Consider the following 17,907-nt stretch of genomic DNA (forward strand, 5'->3'; position numbering starts at 1 on the left):
ATGGATCTCGATATCTTATTTAAAAATTCCACTGCTAAATCAAAGTCGAGTATTGAAGCGACTGATCTAATTGTCTCTGATGATGTTTCTTTGATTGAATCAATTAATGATCTCTATGCGATTGAAGGCTACGCAAAACCTATCGAAGTCACTGATTTTGATAATGATGGTGCATGGAATCGCTCGGACATAAAACTCAAACACGTCATTCTAGACTTTCGCCATGCGAGTAATATTGTCGAACAAGTATCTGATATTGCCTCACGTTTAGACGTTAGTATTTCGCTGTTGGTTGTTTGTGATGTTGACTCAATAAAACTGCGTAATCAAGTCCACTCCCTTGGTGCAACATATGTGCTTTGGGATGTGGATCTAGACGGGTTACTTGCGGCAGTAAAGTCAAAGGATGAGCATCAATCGGTCGCTAAACGAACTCGAGTGGCGAAACGTATTCTAGTACTTGGCACCAAAGGCGGTGTTGGCGTCTCGAGCGTTAGTTCGTTACTAGCTCATGCTCTTTCGGGTGAGGTTAACCTTAAAACACTTTTGGTTGATCATGACTCTGGCGCCATGAATAGTGATATCTATTTAGGGGTTAAAGGTCTAAAAGCAAAACAGAATAGTATTGATTTAAATCAGATTGATATTGATGACGCGATTGCCAAAACTTACCTCCATAAGGTCAGTGAGAAACTGGATTACCTCGTTTTGGAAAGAAACGTCGCCTGCTTGGCTGACCATGCCACAACACTTCATAACTTATCTAGTCAACTAATTGATCAATATAACTTCATTATTGATTCCGCTCCTTTGTCTTGTTACGAAGAGATACACGATCAAGAACTAAGCGAGAAATATCATCGTGTTTTTTTAGTCTGCGATCCTTCGGTTTCTTCGTTGCGCTCATATAACCTACTGCAGAAAAAATTGGGCAAGATTGAACACGAGATTGTGTTCAATCTTAATCGTCCAGCGAAAGACTTTATGGTTACTTTGTCAAATGCTAAAGAACGTATTCGCGTGAAAAATAGTGTTGATATTAACTATGAACCTGCTCTAGAGAAAGTACTTATCCAGCGCGGAATGAGTGAGTTTATCAAATCGAAGTCTGCTGCGCCTATTGCACAAATGGTGACCTTACTCACTGGCAAAAAGCTTAAATCTAAATCACGATTTTCACTGTTTAGAAAATGAATCAATTAAAAGACATATACATCCAGCTTCGTGATGAAATCTTTGACGCCTTAGATGCGGCAACATTGGTCGAAATTAGTAATCAGGAACTGGAAGAGCAGCTCAAAGAGTCAGTTAATATATTGATTGATTCTAAACAGCTTCAAGTGAGTTCATTAAAACGAGTCGAGCTGGTTAAAGCCTTACTTGATGAACTGAAGGGTTTAGGCCCTTTGCAAAAACTAGTCGAGAATGACGACATTTCTGACATCATGATTAACGGCCCGTCGGATATTTTTATCGAGATTAACGGTAAAGTTGAAAAATCACCGATCCAGTTTGTTAATGAAAAACAGCTCAATACCATCGCTAAACGTATTGCGTCTAATGTGGGCCGACGTATTGATGAGTCAAGACCGCTCTGTGATGCCCGACTCGCTGATGGAAGCCGCGTAAATATTGTTATCCCTCCACTGGCGATTGATGGTACTTCAATATCGATTCGTAAATTCAAAGAACATAAGATCAAGTTGGAAAACTTGGTCGAGTTTGGGGCGATGTCGGTTGAAATGGCCAAGTTACTCTCTATTGCTAGCCACTGTAAATGCAATATTTTGATTTCCGGCGGAACGGGTTCTGGCAAAACGACGTTACTTAACGCTTTGTCTGGTTTTATCGGTGAGACAGAACGTATTGTCACCATAGAAGATGCGGCTGAATTGCAGCTACAAAAACCGCATATTGTTCGCCTAGAAACACGCCAATCCAGTGTTGAAGGGACGGGAGAGGTTACCGCCCGAGAGCTAGTAATCAACGCACTGCGTATGCGCCCAGATCGTATCATTGTTGGTGAGTGTCGTGGTGGAGAAGCTTTCGAAATGCTGCAAGCGATGAACACTGGCCATGATGGATCAATGTCTACATTGCACGCGAATACGCCAAGAGATGCCATCGCGCGTACCGAAAGTATGGTGATGATGGCAACAGCCAGTTTACCGATTGCGGCTATACGTCGAACAATTGTCAGTGCCGTTGACCTTATTGTTCAAGTTAAGCGACTGCACGATGGTAGTCGTAAAGTTATGTATATCTCCGAGATTATTGGCATGGAAGGCGACAGCGTAGTTATGGAAGATATCTTTCGCTACGAGGCTAATTCTGAGTTCAAAGATGGCAAAGTAGATGGTCAGTTTCGAACCCCTGGTTTATCGACACGTTCAGTTATTTATGAGCGAGCTAAATTTTTTGGTCTTGAAAACACCTTAAAGGAGATATTCACATGATACTGCTATTACTCCTATCTTGGGGGGGATTACTCATCTATTGGTTGTTTGTTCGATCGCGCCAAAATAAGCAACTTAGCAAGCTCATTGATATGGAAGCAGAATTTGAGGGAGTAAAGGGTATACGTTCAGTCATTGACGCACAACAATTTGAAAAGAGCTTTAAAGCAGCGTTAAGGCAAAATTACAGAGAAATAATTAAAGTTTTTCAACCTAATATGTCGTTGAAGCTTGTGCTCTTTTTCTCGATTTCAATGGTCGTGATCTATGTTATCAATGCTAATTTTTTATATCAAAGTTACTTATTTTGCCTAGTTATTTTGGAACCTGTCCTTTTTATTGTGTTTTTTATTAAATTGAAACAGAGACAGGTTGCAAAATTTAAAACTAACTTTCCTGATGCTCTGAACATTCTGAGTGGTGCGATTTCTTCTGGCCAAAGTATTGTTCATGCGTTTGAGTACGTTGGTAAACAACTTGATAATGAGGTTGGCAAAGAGTTTAAGCTAATGGGCGAGCGCCTGTTGATTGGAGAGGATCCTGATGATGTGCTTCAGCGCAGCAGCGTTACTTTCCCCTATTTGGAGTACTTTTTCTTTGCAGCGACTATTCGGATAAACCTTAATCGAGGCGGTCAATTGAAAGAGGTGATTAACCGTATTAACCGATTAATGTTTGACTCTCGAGCGATAGAGAAAAAGAAAAACGCGCTAACTTCAGAGGCTCGTGCTTCTGCCAAGATTATCGCCTGTCTACCAGTAATATTTATTATCATTCTCAAATTTACCAGTCCAGAGAACTATCATTTCGTGATGTTTGAGCCGGGAGGTAAACCAATACTTTATTATGTATTAATCAGTGAATGTATTGGTTTTGCTTGTATCTGGCTTATTCTTCGAGGAGTTAAATAATGTCGGTGACCAGTGTAGCACTTTGGTTTGTGGCTTTTATGCTTTCGATTGGAGTTGCTTCTTTGTTGTTGCGTTTTTGGGATAACTCTCACGCCAATATTGCGACCAGGAAAATTATTGGTTCTACTCGCGAAGAGAAACAACGTAATGATGTGATTAAATCTCTATTACCACAAATTAGCTTTAATAAAGATGAGACACGTAGGAAATTAGTCGCCGCCGGATTTTATAACGAGTTTTTAGCTGATGTTTACTATTTATTAAAAGTTGTGCCATTTGTATTTTGTGTTGTGTGGATAGCGTTTGATTATTTTAATAGTAATGGAGATGAATTCTTTGCGTTGTTATATCTACTTGGTGCAATGGTCACATTTGTTATCGGTCCTGATGCTTTTATTGCTAGCCGAGGTAAAGCAAATATTAAACATATTAGTTCACGCTTACCTTTCTTACTCGATTTGATGAACGTGTGTGTACACACCGGTATGACGGTCGAATCGAGCTTAGATTATTTGTCAAAAGAGCTCGTGACAGTCGATAAACATCTGGCTTATGTAGTTCGCATTACTGTCGAGCGCTCAAGGTTAGTTGGTTTGGAAAAAGCATTAGAAGAATTTCGAGACTTGGTGCCGAGCAGCGAAGCACAAAGTTTTGTAATGACGTTAGTACAAAGTTTGCAATTTGGCTCGTCAGTAGGTCCTGTCTTGGCAACCCTTGCTGCTGATATTCGCGAATTAAATATGATGGATTTGGAAGAGAGGATTGGAAAAATGGGCGCTAAGATGTCTATACCGCTGATCGCTTTCATTATGGTCCCTATCGTGATTTTAATCGCTGCTCCAGGGATTATGAGGATGTTGATGTGATAAAAAAATGTTTGATTTCAGTATTGTTTTTATTATTTCTAGCAGGGTGTAGTTCCACAAATAATGGACTGCAAACGAAAGAAAAATTACTGGTTGGTTCTGGTAACTCTGAACAGCTTACCGAGTTTTACAAGGCGAACTTAAAAGTTGAACCAGCTTATAAAGCAAAGTTGGTGAATTTGTATCTTGATCAAAAAGATATCAAATCAGCCGAGTTGTATCGCAATACCTATAGTGAAAATGAGCTTGAAGAGCCAGAATATATTTTGACTAATGCTCGCTTACATTATCAAAAAAAGAATTTCTCATTAGCCCTTGCTGACCTCGACACATATATAGATGAAGGTGGTGAAGAGTCTCAATTCCACTTGCTAACGGGCAAAATCCTTGCTCAGCAAAAGCGTTTCGATCAAGCGATTGAACAGTTTGAAGAGAGTCGTAAAAAGGGCGCATCTGATAGAGAAGCAGGAAATAATATCGCAGTAGTTTATATGATGCAGGGTGACTATATAAGCGCGACAGACATTTTGTATGACTTATATTTAGCAAGTCCAGGCGATCCTAAAGTGCGCTCTAATCTGATTTTATCCTCTGTCCACTCATCTAGACCAGATATTGCTCTGGAAGTATTAAAGCATAGTAATAGCGACGAACAGGCGAGAAAACAGCTCGCGGCTTTGCTTAATTCATTAACCAAACCGAAAGGGGAGAGCGCCAAAGTGACTGAGTCCGAACTGCAACTTAGGCCTATCAGTAAAAGCACCGCGAGTTTTGTTGCACCAACCGCGACAGTGAGTCAGCTAGTAGGAACTAATGACTACCAACAAGCTAAGAATCATCTCGATGGATCGCAGTTGGATCTTAATAAACTTAAGCCTGGTGCTATGCCAACATACCGTATACAAGTGTTAGCCACTTACACCGTTATTCCATCTGACTTTCTTAACTACCTAAAGACGAATTATGGGCCAGTTTATTCCTATACCCATGGGTTGTGGAAACGTTATTGCATTGGGAATTTTTCAGAGCTTTCTGAAGCGAAGTCATTTTTAGATAATATTGATATTAAAGGCGCCTTTGTTGTTGATTACACAAAGAAAAGGTATGTCAAACTATGAGAATAACTAAGCAAAAAGGTTCTCTTACAATAGAAGCGGCGATGGGAATACCTATATTACTCGCTATCGTTTTTGCTTGGATAGAAATTTGCCTATTGACTTTCAATATGAGCATGACAGATCACGCACTCACCACAGCTGTTATGAGAACCAAAAAAGCGGGCGAGGCAAATAACGATCAAACTGTAAATTATAGTCAAATGATTAAGGATGAGTTAGCTAAAGCTGGCGGGTCACTTTGGGGAAAGGGGGTAAAACCCGGCAGTGTGATCATTAATGTCGATTACTTTAGAGATTTTGGCGGTTTTTTAAAGTGTACAGATGAGTTTGATACTGCAGAGGAATGCCCTGATAGAGGTGAAAAGCCTGAAGATATGGCGTTAGCGGTCTACAACCTGGAATATACCTACAATTCGATCGTTTCAATTTGGTTTCCTGAGATGCGTATTAAACGAGAAGTAATCACTATACAAGAGTATGAGCGTTGCTCTTTCAAAATTGGTAGAGGATCGGGCTGTGCGAGTTAAACAAACAGGCGCTTTCGCCGTAGAGTTAGCGTTAGTGTTAACGCTTCTATCTGTAATGTCTATCTTAGTGATAAATCATATGTTGGCGATAAATAAAAAAGGTCAACTTGATAGAGCAACCTATTCGTTAGTTACGATTTTAGCAGAGCGAAAACAGTTATTTAATAGCAATCTTGATATTTGTGCAGGTGATTGTCGAGAAACAGAACAAGCGACCTATTCAATAGCCACAGCATCACTAAAGCGTATGATTCCGACCTTCGATAAATCAAAATTCGGTATGCGCATTGATGAGATTCGTATCGATGAACAGATGAGTCGTAGAGGAGAAATCGATTGTAAACGAGTGCATACCACACTGACGAAAGGTGCGATTCATGGTTGTAACTTTCCTGACGTGACGGACATGACCAAGGAAAAAACGCTTGAGATGCTGCCAGTTACCTCACGAGGCCGTAGGTTACCGTTATATCAGGTCTCTTTGTGTTATGAAACGCCTGTTGATGTCATCGGTGCGACAACGGGAGAAGTATTCCGCATTGTCAGTACATCATATGCTTTTGCAAGGGTTTAATGTGAAATCTATCAGAAAAAATCGGGGTGTAGCGGGGTTATTGTTTGCTGGCCTATTGCCGTTTATGGTCATCATAATGGCCATTTCTCTGCAGATGTCGCAACAGTTATTGGCTCATTCTCGTTTGCTTGAAGCCGCAGAGGTCGCAAGTTTAGCCTTGATCGCGAGTCCAAAAGAGGATGAAGACGAAAATGTTAAATATGCTCGTCAGTTAGTTGATCGCTACATTGTTAATAATATTAACGATGTGGATGTTGAGGTGTATACCAAAAAGTGCGAGTACAAAAATGGTTGTGTGCAAGCGAGTGGAGAACTCGCTCCGTTTAGTGACTTTGTTGTCGGCGCGACTTCCAAACATAAATCGTGGATTTCCTATGATGGAACGGTGTTGAAGCCGGAGTTTGAAGTCGTGGGTAAATCGGTGACCCGTAAATACCTACCGCAACCTGTGGATGTGTATTTTATTGGTGACTTTAGTGGCTCTATGACGACCAATTGGAAGGGAGGAAAATCAAGGCTAGATGTGGTTAAGCAAACCATACAGCGTGTAGTGGAAGACATTGAAAACTTCCATACCGAAGAGAAAAGTCGTGTCGCACTGCTGGGGTATAACTACCATCATGTTAAGCAAACCGATGATGTTGTTGTCATGAGGCACGCGCAAGGGAAGAAGGAATATAGAAGTGGTCGTTGGCCGAAAAAGACAGTCTATGACTATACGCGCAGCACGCCGAGTAAAACTGTACAAAAGATGTTTGATAAGCCCAAAATACGCTTTCAAACCATGGACTATCACCACGGTATGAGTCGAGATGAAGTTGAAAAAGTGTATGACAACAATCAAAACTACATTGCTGACTACTATAAATTTTATGATATTCCGTTAACCGAAGACTACGATGATTTCAAACAACGTTTGATGAGCAGCGAATTAGGTGCTCAAGGAACGACAGCCTCTTGGAACGGTATTATTGCCGCAGCGCAAGAAGCGAATAGAGCGACCAACATTAACCCAGAGCAAGTGTTTATTGTTCTGTCAGATGGTAAGGATAGTAAAGAAGGGTACTTACAACAGCTAGTTGATAAAGGGTTGTGTAGAGAACTACGTAAAACCATTTCATCGAAACGGAACCGTTTTCAGGGGAAAGGCAGTGCTGCAGGTAAAACCAAAGTAACCATGGGGGTGATTGGTATTAACTATCACGTTGATGAATCCGATGGATTTGGAGACTGTTTTGGCCGCAAAAATATTTATCACGCTAAAGATGGCGATGATGTATATAAATATATTTTAAATCTTATTAATGAAGAAACAGGAAGACTTAAGGATTGATATGAAATACCCAGTTATTATTACTTCACTATTACTATCGCCACTGGGTTATGCGAATTGCCTAGGCAGTGTCGATGAATTCGTGACTTCGACCACTCTAGTCTCTTCTCATATCGTTAAGACACAAGTAATGGGCCAGCTTACTCAACGTGAAGAAAAAGTTGAAAATACACTATTAGGGACTGAACGAGATGTCGTTCATGTTCAAGCGGACGACGAAGTATGTATCTATGATAAAGCGACGCAATCGCTAGTTCTGAATTATGGAATTGATAGATTTCAGCTCTCAGATAATCATAAGCAAGTATTAGAGCAGTATTTGGGTTTAGTAGATAATAAAGCCCAAATTTATATTGAAGGGCATGCTGATAATATTGGTAGTGAAAATTATAATAAAGCCTTATCTGCAAGAAGAGCAAAGAAAGTCGCTGAATACTTGAAAAGCGATTTGAAGCAAGGTAATCGTATTGTTGAACATGCCTACGGTGAAAGTGCCCCGATTTGTAAAGTGTCAGAGAATAAGACAACAGGGTGTAACCGTCGTGTTGTGATTACTATTCAGTCATAATGTGTTGCTTTGTATTTGCATGCTTGTTTATTTTATGGGCTATAGCGATGAGTGGGGTATAAGAGTTTTATTCTGCAAGTCAGCATAAAAAATAGCAATAAAGTGTTTATCCTATAACGGCCCGTGATTAGGGCCGTTTTATTGCTCGATAGAAACAGTCAAACTATAGCTTGATGATTTCGTTTCCTGACGTTTCACCTTTGGCAAAGCTAGAGATATTATCCAGCGTTGTGTCGGCGATATTACCCAATGCCTCATGAGTCAAAAACGCTTGGTGCCCAGTAAACAAAACGTTATGACATGCCGACAAGCGGCGAAAGACATCATCGACAATAATATCGTTGGACTTGTCTTGGAAGAACAGTTCCTTTTCATGCTCATACACATCCAGCCCAAGTGCACCAATGCGTCCTCGTTTAAGGGCCTCAACAGCTGCTGCAGAGTCGAGTAAGCCACCACGGCTGGTGTTGACGATCATTACCCCATCTTGCATTTGGTTAAACGCCGCTTCATCCAGAAGGTGATAGTTTTCATCGGACATTGGGCAGTGAAGGGTAATTACATCACTTTCGTTGAACAAGCGCTCTTTGGTACAATAGGTTGCACCAAGTTCAAGGGCCAACGGGTTTTCAAAAGGGTCATGACACAAAATGTTCATGCCAAGCCCTTTGAGTATTCTCATTGTCGCAATGCCAATTTTTCCGGTCCCGATTACGCCTGCGGTTTTGCCATAAAAGTTGAAGCCAACCAATCCTTCAAGGCTAAAGTTTGCATCGCGAGTACGTTGATAGGCCTTATGAAAGCGTCGGTTTAAGCTCATCATTAAACCTACGGTGTGTTCTGCGACGGATTCGGGAGAATAAGCGGGTACACGAACTACTTGGATATGGTGTTTTTGGGCCGCATCCAGATCAACGCGATCGAAACCTGCACAGCGCATTGCAATAAGTTTAACGCCTTGTTTCGCCAGTTGTTGTAGTACATCAGCATTTAGGTCGTCGTTAACAAACGCGCAGACCGCTTGGCAACCGTGAGCCATTTTTGCTGTTTTACCCGTAAGTGGAAATTCATGGAAATGAAGATTGAGGCCAACCGCCTCATTTGCTTTTATAAACGACGTTTGGTCGTAAGATTTTGAACTAAACACAGCGACATCTATCATAAAACCTCTCAAAGATTTGTTGGGAGAGTAACTGCTCTATTGAATACCTATTTAAACAGAAAATAAACCCTGATTTTAATGTGGCCAGAAGGGCTTTGATAATGCAGCAGAGCCACAAAATAATAGGTCACTTGAAATGCAACCGAGTTGATAATATCAGTGAGTTACGCTGATGTTTTTATCACTACCACCAAAGTGGTGGTTAATTCATGTAATTGCTACTCAAATTGTTCATTTTACTGCTAACTTTATCTATTGGCGTTGCTGAGCGAATTGTGATTAGTTGCTTGTCACTGTGAGTTTGGCCAGTAAGAAATAGATGGCTAGGAATATAAATATGGATATTTTACTGACAAGAATCAAAGAGGTCTCTATTGCCGCGAGGGCATGGTCTATTTTGGGGTTATTTGCGATAGGTTTACTCGCCAATACCTTGCTTAATATTGATAAGTCTCGTGAGCATATGCGTGAAAACTATGAACAAGGTGTCGCGACTATGGTGGAAAGTGCGCTCGGTGTTATTAGTTATTATCACCAGAAAATGCTTAATGGTGAATTGAGTGAGCCCGTCGCTAAAACCAGAGCGCTAGAAACAATCAGCGCAATGAGATTTGATGGTGATAACTATATATTCATCGGTGACAGCAGTGGGGTTCAACTTGCGACGGGCGTGCAGTCTTTACTTGGCGAAAACATCATGAATCTGCAAGACAGTGAAGGGCGCTATTTTGTTAAACAGCTCTACGAAGTTGCGAGAAATGGCGGTGGATTTGTCGATTATTATTGGCAAAATCCCGGTAAACAAACGCTGGATCCTAAAACCAGCTATGCGGCACTGTTTCAGCCTTGGGACTGGATGGTGGGTTCGGGTATGAACATGAAGGCGCTAGAAGCAGACATGTATCGTTCAGAAATTGCTTCGATCACTTATGCAGCAGGGATTCTTCTCGTGCTATCGCTGGTGGTGGCTTATTTCATCAAAACCATTACCACCCCGCTTAAGCGTACATTAAAAGCGATGCAAACCTTGTCTCAAGGTGAGGGGGATTTAACGCAACGATTAGCTGAAGAAGGCAGTAAAGAACTGATTTACTTAGCGCGTTACTTCAATCAGTTCGTCGCATCTATTCAAGCGATTATGCTTAATATCTCAGATTCTGGCACCCAGGTTTCTGCCTCTGCTGCACAGTTGTCAGATTCTGTTCATCATATCGATGATAGCTTGAACCAACAGCAAAACGATGTCGATATGTTAGCAACGGCGATGACACAAATGCTCGCTACGGTTGAGGAGGTGGCAAGCCGGACATCAGAGTCTAATGATGCCAGCCGACAAGCGGCTAAAGAGACGCAAAACAGTCACGTAATTGTCGACAAAAATGTCACCGAAGCAAACGCACTCGCGCAACAAATCAACTCAGCCGTTGCGGTTGTACAGCAATTAGCTGCCGATGCGAACAATGTCGATACTGTGCTTGAGGTGATACGTGGTGTTGCCGAGCAAACCAATTTACTGGCATTAAACGCGGCGATTGAAGCGGCGCGTGCTGGCGAGCAAGGGCGTGGGTTTGCTGTGGTTGCAGACGAGGTGCGAACCTTGTCACAACGAACTCAAGAATCGACAGTAGAGATCCAAAACATCGTTGAGAAGCTGCAGGCAGGGGCGCAAAATGTAGTGGCCGTAATGAATCAAGGGGCAGATAAGGCCAACCAAGCATCACAACTGTCAGTACAAGCAGGATCGTCGCTTAACCTTATCAATCAAGAGGTTCACACTATCGAGGAGATGGCACAACACATTGCGACGGCGGCAGAGCAGCAAACCGTTACGGTGAATGATATTAATCGAAATGTCGTTAGTCTTAGTGATATGGCAACATCGGTTTCCCAAGAGTCTGCGCAGATGGCGAGTTCGGGTAAAGAGTTACGTAGAGTTTCGGAGAACCTGATGGGAATGATTAATCGCTTCAAGTTGGCTTAGATTAGGCAATTACCGATTGGATTCGATGTGGTGGCTAGTGTTAGAATCGCGCTCAAATTCCTAACATAGCCACTGATATGAGACATCTAAAAACAGCGGTCCATCCAGACATTGACCATTTAGACGATAAAAGCATTTTTAAGCGCGATGCGGCGCGAGCAATCGTGGTTGATGGGGAAGATATCCTGCTGCTTTATACTGAGCGTTACCATGATTACACCATTCCAGGAGGTGGTATCGATCAAGGCGAAGATATCATTGCGGCGATGGTGCGCGAATTAGAAGAGGAAACTGGGGCGCAAAATATTCATGGGATTAAACCATTTGGTCTCTATGAAGAGTTTCGGCCGTGGTACAAAGACGATGCGGATGTGGTACATATGATTTCATATTGCTATACCTGCAAAATCTCTCGTCAGTTGGGTGCCACTAACTACGAAGATTACGAAATTAAAAATGGTATGAAAGCGGTATGGATGAATATCCACGCTGCCATTGCGCATAATGAGAAGACGATAGCAGAGAGCCCCAAAAAAGGCTTAAGCATCGAACGAGAAACCTTCCTGCTTCATTTAGTCGCCAAGGAATTGCTTTAAGCGTAAACGCCTGCCATCACGTGCAGGCTTTTTATTGGCTAGGCATATTATTGCGGTTGTTTTTATTTACTTGCCTTATCTTGGTTAGTGGTTTTCGCGGGTCATTTGTGATCTTGCTGGCTTAATCGGTAGATTCGCTTCTATACTTATCCAACTAATTGAATTATTAATATTAATTTGTAGTATAAGATCTCATGGACAAGATTAACGACTGAAGGATTAGGATATGAACAGACTGTCGCGCATCCTGTTGGGTGGGCTTATTGCCTCAAGCGCAAACTTTACGGTTTATGCGCAAGTGATCGAAACCAAAATACTGGTTGGTTTCGGTGTGGCTAAATATAGCGAAGACTTTACCCACTTTGACTATGTTAATCCTGACGCCCCAAAGTATGGCAAAATTGTTTATGGACAGGTAGGTACTTACGATAATTTTAATCGCTTCGCATCGCGCGGTGTACCTGCTGCCGCGAGTGGTGAGCTTTATGACACCTTGATGTACTCTCCGAGTGATGAGGTCGACGCATATTACCCCTTAATTGCAGAAAAAGTTCGCTATTCGGATGATTACACATGGCTTGAAGTCGACATCAACCCGAAAGCGCGCTTTCATGATGGCAAGCCTATCACCGCTTATGATGTAGCATTTACCTTTGATAAATTTATGGCCGAGGGTGTGCCTCAATATCGTGTTTACTATCAAGATATTAAATCTGTAACAGCTAAAAGCGATCTTACGGTCAGAATTGATATGGCGAAGCCAAACCGTGAGAAAATGTTCAGTTTTGCTCAAGGTACTCGCGTTTTACCCAAGCATTTTTGGCAAGATAAAAACCTGTCAGAGCCTTTATCTACACCACCAATAGGCAGTGCGGCATACCAAGTTACAGATTATAAACCAGGTCAAAGTGTGACTTACAGTTTGGCTGATGATTACTGGGCTGCAAATTTGCCAGTTAACGTTGGGCGTAACAATTTTAAGCAAAAACAGTACGACTACTATCGTGATGACACTGTCATGCTTGAAGCCTTTAAAGCTGGGGAATTTGATTTTAGGCTTGAAAACTCAGCTAAATTTTGGGCAAATTCATACACAGGTAGTAATTTCGATAAAGGCTATATCGTCAAACAAGAAATCCCACATCAAAAGCCGGAAAGCACCCAAGCGTTTGTCTTTAATACTAAGCGAGATATATTCAGCAATCCTCAAGTGCGCGAAGCGTTAACGTACGCAATGGATTTTGAATGGATGAACAGCAATATGTTCTATGGCCAGTACTCGCGGACACGTAGTTACTTTCAAAATACCGAGTATGAAGCGAAAGGAACCCCTTCAGGTGACGAACTCGCCATACTAGAACCCTTCAAAGCACAGCTTCCACCACGTCTGTTCAGTGAAGAGTTTCAACCTCCGGTAACCGATGGCTCTGGTCGTATTCGTAGTCAAATGCGAGTGGCGTTTAAGTTACTTAAGCAAGCGGGTTGGGAGCTGAAAAACAAGCAGATGACCAACACTAAGACAGGAGACCCCCTCTCTTTTGAGCTGCTCATCTACAGTCCAACAACGGAACGTATCGCCATTCCATTACAAAAGAACCTTGCCCGAATGGGAATTGAGATGAAGATCCGTACAGTAGACACCACTCAGTACATTAAGCGCTTACGAGATCGTGATTTTGATATGGTGTCGTCAGCCTATTCTGCCAATGCGTATCCAAGCCCAAATTTGATGATTGTTTGGAATTCAAATTTCCTCGACTCTACCTATAACACCGCAGGTGTTACCGATCCTGTGGTCGATCATTTGACTATGGCAATATCAAAGCACCAACAAGATCCCCAAGCGCTTATCTCGCTCGGTCGTGCATTAGATCGCGTGTTGCAATGGAATTTTTATATTATTCCACAATGGTACGTAGGCCAGTATCGTGTTGCTATGTGGGATAAATTCGAACGTCCAGAGATATTACCTAAGTACGATTTAGGCACTGATACTTGGTGGATCTCTGAGCAAAAAGCCCAGTTACTGCCTGAAAAACGCCGCTAGAAAGGAACCTCAATGGCTGCCTATATATTTCGACGTTTGTTATTGGTGATCCCGACCTTGTGGGCGATCATCACGATTAACTTTTTTATCATTCAGATTGCACCAGGTGGACCGGTTGAGCAAGCAATCGCTCAACTTGAAGGCCATAGCTCGGGAATTATGGAACGCTTCGCTGGTGGCGGTAATGAAGTCGATTTGAGTGTTAGCGATGAAACTCAAGCAAGCGGATATAAAGGCTCTCGAGGACTTGATCCTGAAGTCGTTGAGGCAATAAAGATCCAGTTTGGCTTTGATAAGCCTTTGCATGAGCGCTATTTCGACATGCTAAAGAACTACGCGACTTTTAACTTTGGCGAGAGCTTGTTTAAAGGCGGCAATGTTATTGATCTGATTATAGACAGGTTGCCAGTCTCAATTTCTTTAGGTTTGTGGAGCACGTTAATCATTTACTTGATCTCCATACCACTCGGCATTCTTAAAGCGATTCATCACGGCAGTCGTTTTGACATTTGGTCAAGTGCGGTAGTGATTGTCGGTTATGCGATCCCAGGTTTTTTGTTTGCAATCATTTTGATCATCTTGTTTGCAAGTGGCAATTATTTCAGTTGGTTTCCGCTGCGCGGTTTAGTGTCGAGCAACTTTGACCAGTTAGCGTGGCACCAACAGATCATTGATTACTTTTGGCATTTAGCCTTGCCTATTTTCGCGATGGTGATTGGAGGGTTTGCGACATTAAGCATGTTGACGAAAAACTCATTTTTGGATGAAATTAATAAACAATATGTGGTAACAGCGCGAGCGAAAGGGCTCGATGAGCGTGACATTTTGTACAAACATGTCTTTCGCAACGCCATGCTAATTATTATTGCAGGCTTTCCTGCCGCCTTTATTAGTATCTTTTTTACTGGCTCAATGCTGATTGAGGTGATGTTTTCGTTAGAGGGAATAGGCTTGCTTGGTTTTGAGTCAACGATTCAAAGAGATTATCCTGTGGTATTTAGCTCGCTTTATATTATGACGTTACTTGGGCTTATTTTGAGTATCATTTCCGATCTTACCTATACCTGGGTGGACCCAAGAATAGATTTTGAGGCACGTTGATGTTGTTGAGAAAAACACCCCGTAACCCGCTGAATGAAGCCCGATGGTTAAGGTTTAAGGCCAATAAACGCGGTTTTTGGTCTTTGTGGATGTTCTCACTGCTGTTTGTTGTCAGCCTATTCGCTGAAGTGATTGCCAATGATAAACCACTACTTATCCACTTTGATAACCAATGGTTTTTCCCGATTGTAACTCAATACACCGAGACACGTTTTGGCGGCGAGTTCGAAACAGAAGCAGACTACACAGACCCTTATGTCGTCGAACTGATTGAAGAAAAAGGTTCCATCGTTTGGCCGCTAATTCCATTTAGTTACGATACAATAAATTTCAATATTCAGGGGGCGGTTCCTTCCGCGCCGGACAGTGTCAATTGGCTTGGTACAGATGACAAAGGACGCGACGTACTCGCTCGGGTTATCTATGGTTTTCGCATCTCGGTGCTGTTTGGTTTTATTCTTACTCTTGTTTCAAGTGTGATAGGTGTGATTGTTGGGGCGACCCAAGGGTATTATGGTGGATGGTTTGATCTGTTTGGACAACGCTTTATCGAGGTGTGGTCTGGGATGCCGACGCTATTCCTACTGATTATTTTATCTAGCTTTGTTGAGCCAAATTTCTGGTGGTTACTTGGGATCATGGTGGCTTTTAGTTGGATGAGTTTGGTCGGGATTGTACGAGCAGAGTTTTTGCGCTGTCGCAACTTTGACTATGTTCGAGCGGCGCAAGCGATGGGGGTCTCCGACAATCGAATTATGTTAAGACATATGCTGCCCAATGCGATGGTTGCCTCATTAACTATGATGCCGTTTATTCTTTCTGGTTCGGTCACCACCTTAACTTCACTTGATTTTTTAGGCTTTGGTTTGCCCGCCGGTTCGCCATCCTTAGGCGAGTTACTTGCCCAAGGTAAAGCCAATTTACAGGCACCTTGGTTGGGTTTTTCAGCCTTCATTGTGTTATCAATTATGCTGACTTTACTGGTTTTTATTGGTGAAGCGGTTCGTGATGCATTTGACCCTCATCATCAAGGAAGGTAATCATGAACCAGCCTATATTGACCATTAATAATCTCAGTGTTGGTTTTGGTCGCAAAACCAATATTGAAAAAGTCACAGACAACGTTTCATTGACGATCAATCGCGGTGAAACTTTGGCCCTAGTTGGCGAAAGTGGATCCGGCAAGTCAGTCACCGCCAATTCGATTTTAAGATTGCTACCTAAAGGCTCGGCGCATTATCTTAATGGAAGCATTGAGTTTGATGGGCAGGACATTTTGTCATGTTCTGAACGCCAACTCAGAGGCATTCGCGGCGGCAGAATAGGCATGATTTTTCAAGAACCCATGGTGTCGTTAAATCCGCTGCATAAAATTGGTAAACAACTCGTTGAAACACTAGCGATTCACCGAGGTATGCGCCAAAAAGCGGCCGAAACACATGCAGTGGAATGGCTCAATAAAGTGGGCATTCGGAACCCAGAATACAAAGTCTCATCGTATCCGCATGAGTTATCAGGGGGAGAAAGGCAACGGGTGATGATAGCGATGGCGCTGATAAATGAACCCGAATTATTAATTGCCGACGAGCCAACCACCGCTCTTGATGTGTCGGTTCAAGCGCAAATTCTTGATTTACTCAAACAGCTACAACAAGAGCTTGGCATGGCGATGTTGTTTATTACCCACGATTTAAGCATCGTCAAACGAATTGCCGATAGAGTGGCCGTAATGCAACATGGTCAGTTGCTTGAAACTGGCGAGTGTCAGCAGATCTTTACTGCCCCCAGCCATCCTTATACGCAGCAATTGATTGATTCTGACCCTAAAGGCTTGCCCGTTGAAGTGACGTGTCAGCAGTCAACCTTGCTCAATGTGTCTCAGCTCAGAGTCTGGTTTCCAATCACTGGGGGAATCTTCAAACGTGTTGTCTCTCACATCAAGGCCGTGACCAATATGAACTTTGATTTAAAACGGGGTCATTCGATTGGTTTGGTTGGTGAGAGTGGCTCAGGAAAATCAACGACGGGTATGGCGATTCTTCGATTGGTTCATTCAGAAGGGTCAATTACTTATCAATCGAGTGAACTACAAGGATTGGATAGGAAAGCGATGCTGCCTTTTCGCAGCAAAATGCAGGTGGTATTTCAAGATCCTTTCTCTGCGCTTAATCCTCGCATGTCCGTTGCCGAAGTTATCGGTGAAGGTTTACGTGTTCATCAAACGCTTGCGGACTCTGAAGTAGACCACCAAATTTGCACGGTGATGCGAGAAGTCGGTCTTGAACCAGAGACGCGTCATCGTTACCCCAACGAATTTTCTGGAGGTCAGCGTCAACGTATTGCCATCGCTCGGGCATTAATCCTTAAGCCAGAGTTTATTTTGCTCGATGAACCAACGTCATCACTCGATAGAACAGTACAGGTACAGGTGTTGGAATTACTCAAGCATTTACAGCAAAAATACCAGCTGACTTACCTCTTTATAAGCCACGATCTGAACGTCGTTAAATCTTTGTGCCATTATACAATTGTTATGAAGCAAGGCGAGGTGGTTGATCAGGGGGATACCTTAGCGCTATTCCATTCACCTTCCCATCCCTATACCCGTCAATTAATTGAGCTCTCTACAGTGGAATAAAAAAGTCACTCATTTGAGTGACTTTTCTG

The 17,907-nt window shown here is 42.4% G+C and carries 16 protein-coding genes; 15 read left to right on the forward strand and 1 reads right to left on the reverse strand.

Going from position 1 to position 17,907, the window contains the following annotated elements:
* The 9 genes from ViNHUV68_RS18415 to ViNHUV68_RS18455 are packed head-to-tail and all read left to right on the forward strand — an operon-like array spanning position 1 to position 8,353.
* The gene (locus tag ViNHUV68_RS18415) at positions 1 to 1,194 is read left to right on the forward strand and encodes an AAA family ATPase (protein WP_391090555.1); all 1,194 of its coding nucleotides are present in this window, start codon (positions 1 to 3) and stop codon (positions 1,192 to 1,194) included.
* Positions 1,191 to 2,456: an ATPase, T2SS/T4P/T4SS family gene (locus ViNHUV68_RS18420; RefSeq protein WP_391090557.1), complete on the forward strand. Its 1,266-nt coding sequence runs from the start codon at positions 1,191 to 1,193 to the stop codon at positions 2,454 to 2,456. The genes ViNHUV68_RS18415 and ViNHUV68_RS18420 overlap by 4 nt, the downstream gene beginning before the upstream one ends.
* Positions 2,453 to 3,367 carry a type II secretion system F family protein gene (locus ViNHUV68_RS18425; RefSeq protein ID WP_391090559.1) on the forward strand — a complete coding sequence of 305 codons (915 nt, stop codon included), beginning with the start codon at positions 2,453 to 2,455 and terminating at the stop codon, positions 3,365 to 3,367. Before ViNHUV68_RS18420 ends, ViNHUV68_RS18425 begins: the two co-directional genes overlap by 4 nt.
* Complete coding sequence (locus ViNHUV68_RS18430) at positions 3,367 to 4,233, forward strand: type II secretion system F family protein (protein ID WP_391090561.1); 867 nt, start codon at positions 3,367 to 3,369, stop codon at positions 4,231 to 4,233. Before ViNHUV68_RS18425 ends, ViNHUV68_RS18430 begins: the two co-directional genes overlap by 1 nt.
* Positions 4,230 to 5,351: a tetratricopeptide repeat protein gene (locus ViNHUV68_RS18435; RefSeq protein ID WP_391090563.1), complete on the forward strand. Its 1,122-nt coding sequence runs from the start codon at positions 4,230 to 4,232 to the stop codon at positions 5,349 to 5,351. Before ViNHUV68_RS18430 ends, ViNHUV68_RS18435 begins: the two co-directional genes overlap by 4 nt.
* Positions 5,348 to 5,878, forward strand: a complete 531-nt coding sequence (locus ViNHUV68_RS18440) for a TadE/TadG family type IV pilus assembly protein (protein WP_391090565.1) — start codon at positions 5,348 to 5,350, stop codon at positions 5,876 to 5,878. Before ViNHUV68_RS18435 ends, ViNHUV68_RS18440 begins: the two co-directional genes overlap by 4 nt.
* A complete protein-coding gene (gene tadF / locus ViNHUV68_RS18445) occupies positions 5,868 to 6,452 on the forward strand; it encodes a tight adherence pilus pseudopilin TadF (RefSeq protein WP_391090567.1) in 585 nt (194 codons plus the stop codon). Before ViNHUV68_RS18440 ends, tadF begins: the two co-directional genes overlap by 11 nt.
* Position 6,453: 1 nt before the next feature.
* The gene (locus ViNHUV68_RS18450; RefSeq protein ID WP_391090569.1) at positions 6,454 to 7,785 is read left to right on the forward strand and encodes a pilus assembly protein TadG; all 1,332 of its coding nucleotides are present in this window, start codon (positions 6,454 to 6,456) and stop codon (positions 7,783 to 7,785) included.
* Position 7,786: 1 nt separating this feature from the next.
* Entirely contained in the window at positions 7,787 to 8,353 is a 567-nt protein-coding gene (locus ViNHUV68_RS18455; protein ID WP_391090571.1) for an OmpA family protein, read from the forward strand.
* 163 nt (positions 8,354 to 8,516) lie between these two features.
* Here ViNHUV68_RS18455 and ViNHUV68_RS18460 read toward each other — a convergent pair whose 3' ends face one another.
* Positions 8,517 to 9,515: a 2-hydroxyacid dehydrogenase gene (locus ViNHUV68_RS18460; protein ID WP_038176454.1), complete on the reverse strand. Its 999-nt coding sequence runs from the start codon at positions 9,513 to 9,515 to the stop codon at positions 8,517 to 8,519.
* A 337-nt stretch (positions 9,516 to 9,852) separates the two neighbouring features.
* On the opposite strand from ViNHUV68_RS18460, the gene ViNHUV68_RS18465 reads away from it, so the two are divergent.
* From ViNHUV68_RS18465 to yejF, 6 genes are all read left to right on the forward strand, one after another.
* Positions 9,853 to 11,496, forward strand: coding sequence for a methyl-accepting chemotaxis protein (locus ViNHUV68_RS18465; protein WP_391090573.1), 1,644 nt, complete (start codon positions 9,853 to 9,855; stop codon positions 11,494 to 11,496).
* 77 nt (positions 11,497 to 11,573) lie between these two features.
* Entirely contained in the window at positions 11,574 to 12,092 is a 519-nt protein-coding gene (locus ViNHUV68_RS18470; protein ID WP_391090575.1) for an NUDIX domain-containing protein, read from the forward strand.
* Between the two features lie 226 nt (positions 12,093 to 12,318).
* Positions 12,319 to 14,139: an ABC transporter substrate-binding protein gene (locus ViNHUV68_RS18475; RefSeq protein WP_391090577.1), complete on the forward strand. Its 1,821-nt coding sequence runs from the start codon at positions 12,319 to 12,321 to the stop codon at positions 14,137 to 14,139.
* A gap of 12 nt (positions 14,140 to 14,151) precedes the next feature.
* Entirely contained in the window at positions 14,152 to 15,240 is a 1,089-nt protein-coding gene (locus ViNHUV68_RS18480) for a microcin C ABC transporter permease YejB (protein WP_038176460.1), read from the forward strand.
* Positions 15,240 to 16,280: an ABC transporter permease gene (locus ViNHUV68_RS18485; protein WP_038176461.1), complete on the forward strand. Its 1,041-nt coding sequence runs from the start codon at positions 15,240 to 15,242 to the stop codon at positions 16,278 to 16,280. The genes ViNHUV68_RS18480 and ViNHUV68_RS18485 overlap by 1 nt, the downstream gene beginning before the upstream one ends.
* Before the next feature lie 2 nt (positions 16,281 to 16,282).
* On the forward strand, positions 16,283 to 17,878 hold the full coding sequence (gene yejF / locus ViNHUV68_RS18490) for a microcin C ABC transporter ATP-binding protein YejF (RefSeq protein ID WP_391090579.1): 1,596 nt from the start codon (positions 16,283 to 16,285) through the stop codon (positions 17,876 to 17,878).
* Positions 17,879 to 17,907: the final 29 nt, after the last annotated feature.

The sequence above is a fragment of the Vibrio sp. NH-UV-68 genome (genome assembly GCF_042940635.1).
Lineage (GTDB): Bacteria > Pseudomonadota > Gammaproteobacteria > Enterobacterales > Vibrionaceae > Vibrio > Vibrio pacinii.

What these genes read in the sequence shown, in the direction of transcription:
- ViNHUV68_RS18415 (WP_391090555.1), top strand. Translation starts at nt 1, where the DNA reads ATGGATCTCGATATCTTATTTAAAAATTCCACTGCTAAATCAAAGTCG.
- ViNHUV68_RS18420 (WP_391090557.1), top strand. Translation starts at nt 1,191, where the DNA reads ATGAATCAATTAAAAGACATATACATCCAGCTTCGTGATGAAATCTTT.
- ViNHUV68_RS18425 (WP_391090559.1), top strand. Translation starts at nt 2,453, where the DNA reads ATGATACTGCTATTACTCCTATCTTGGGGGGGATTACTCATCTATTGG.
- ViNHUV68_RS18430 (WP_391090561.1), top strand. Translation starts at nt 3,367, where the DNA reads ATGTCGGTGACCAGTGTAGCACTTTGGTTTGTGGCTTTTATGCTTTCG.
- ViNHUV68_RS18440 (WP_391090565.1), top strand. Translation starts at nt 5,348, where the DNA reads ATGAGAATAACTAAGCAAAAAGGTTCTCTTACAATAGAAGCGGCGATG.
- ViNHUV68_RS18455 (WP_391090571.1), top strand. Translation starts at nt 7,787, where the DNA reads ATGAAATACCCAGTTATTATTACTTCACTATTACTATCGCCACTGGGT.
- ViNHUV68_RS18460 (WP_038176454.1), bottom strand. Translation starts at nt 9,515, where the DNA reads ATGATAGATGTCGCTGTGTTTAGTTCAAAATCTTACGACCAAACGTCG.
- ViNHUV68_RS18465 (WP_391090573.1), top strand. Translation starts at nt 9,853, where the DNA reads ATGGATATTTTACTGACAAGAATCAAAGAGGTCTCTATTGCCGCGAGG.
- ViNHUV68_RS18470 (WP_391090575.1), top strand. Translation starts at nt 11,574, where the DNA reads ATGAGACATCTAAAAACAGCGGTCCATCCAGACATTGACCATTTAGAC.
- ViNHUV68_RS18475 (WP_391090577.1), top strand. Translation starts at nt 12,319, where the DNA reads ATGAACAGACTGTCGCGCATCCTGTTGGGTGGGCTTATTGCCTCAAGC.
- ViNHUV68_RS18480 (WP_038176460.1), top strand. Translation starts at nt 14,152, where the DNA reads ATGGCTGCCTATATATTTCGACGTTTGTTATTGGTGATCCCGACCTTG.
- ViNHUV68_RS18485 (WP_038176461.1), top strand. Translation starts at nt 15,240, where the DNA reads ATGTTGTTGAGAAAAACACCCCGTAACCCGCTGAATGAAGCCCGATGG.
- yejF (WP_391090579.1), top strand. Translation starts at nt 16,283, where the DNA reads ATGAACCAGCCTATATTGACCATTAATAATCTCAGTGTTGGTTTTGGT.